Below are 1,519 nucleotides of genomic sequence, written 5' to 3' on the forward strand. Positions count from 1 at the left end.
TCCCCGCTTGGGATTTACTTCGAGAAGCCCAAAATCGCTGAAACCCAGATATATCAAGGAAAATCATAAATCGAGGTTAACCCTTTGTCCCGTAATGGTTTGAGCCTTTTTTGCTGACCGAAAACGCCTAAGTCCCACTATCGAACCATAACAAGTAACGAAGAGCCAAAAACAAAACCCCCTCAACTCTGAATGAAGGGGGCATTTATTGGATTTTTGGTGATCAATTTAGCCTACTTTTGTGGTTTCTTTTTCTGATGGTTTAGATGATTTTATTTGGCGCTTGAGGGTTGAAGCTGCGCCGAGAGTGCTGAGGACTGCAAGACCAATAAGAGAATTGGGTTCGGGAACTGGAGCAGCGCAAGGCTTGCGTCCGGAAGAAGGAACATTAACACTGATACTTGCGCAGAAAATAGCACCGCTAACCACAGCGCCAGCATCTCTTTGGTAAACATAAAGCCAGTTGTTTGATCCTGGGTTTAAGAAACCAGCCGAAATTGATTGAGAAGCAAAATATTCTGAAGTATAGCCCAAACCACTGAAACTAATACCCAGGGCGTTACCGTTAATATATACTCCAATCTGGTTGGGATCAGGAAAATATGGTCCTGGACCGCCATTTGCGTTCGCTGTAGTGTATTCTCCCAAGAAATCATCTATTGCCCAATACATCTCGATCGCAGCGCTGTTGATGGTTGGTTCAGGTACGTTAAAACGATAGGCATATAGCACCGAAGCTGCCAGAGAACCATCAAAACTCGGTGACGGGCCGGCCTTCCAGTTAATCCATCGCGCATCTGGAGCATTTGGGAGAGAAGGAATCCAAGCAGGGTGAGGTGCAACTACCTCGGCAGAACCGCATATATCGGGGCCGGAACAACCTATCCCTTGCGCTTTGAGAAAATCGGCGGCGGTGAAGGGAGGCGACAGTGGATTTACAGCTATCCCCTTTGTCCAGTAGGTAATGTTGGTATCTGTGGCACTTGGGGTGAGACCTTGGCCACTGTTTAGAACTATTGTAGAAGCTTGAACTTGCATTGGTAAAACTGCCGTTCCCAGGGTAGCGAGGGCGAAGATCCCCAGGAAACTACGGGTAAATTTGCTATTCATTAGACCACTCTCCAATTCAGTTTACATATTCTGGTTCTAATTGCTCCCCCCCCCGATAAATGTATCCTACAGTACAATTTAATAATTGTTGGTATTTCTTTTCCTAACTTAGGGATTCACCGGGGAAGATTACCCCGCACTAACTAGCTGATAGACTGGGAAAAACAGCTTTGATCAAGGCGATTGATAATTCCCTAAATATTCGACAAAGTTGAGTCTTGAATGAAGATAATTGTATAAGTGTAAATCTGCTGTTACAAATTTCACAAATGAACATAATTGTATAAGTGTAAATCTGCTGTTACAAATTTCACACCAGCAGACTGAGCCAATGCCAGATCAAGGGAATCAGCAACTGTTCTATTCTCAAAAGTTCAGTAGAATCTGCCATGATGCCAACCCGCGCCGC

General features: G+C 44.7%; 1 protein-coding gene. It reads right to left on the reverse strand.

Features of this window, described 5'->3' with window-relative positions; genetic code table 11:
• Positions 1-228: 228 nt before the first annotated feature.
• Positions 229-1,110: a PEP-CTERM sorting domain-containing protein gene (locus tag O9295_RS21530; protein ID WP_288035220.1), complete on the reverse strand. Its 882-nt coding sequence runs from the start codon at positions 1,108-1,110 to the stop codon at positions 229-231.
• Positions 1,111-1,519: the final 409 nt, after the last annotated feature.

The organism is Microcystis sp. LE18-22.4A, assembly GCF_027531105.1.
GTDB classification, from domain to species: domain Bacteria; phylum Cyanobacteriota; class Cyanobacteriia; order Cyanobacteriales; family Microcystaceae; genus Microcystis; species Microcystis aeruginosa.

Coding starts and splice junctions, on each gene's coding strand:
- O9295_RS21530 (WP_288035220.1), bottom strand. CDS start 1,110: ATGAATAGCAAATTTACCCGTAGTTTCCTGGGGATCTTCGCCCTCGCT.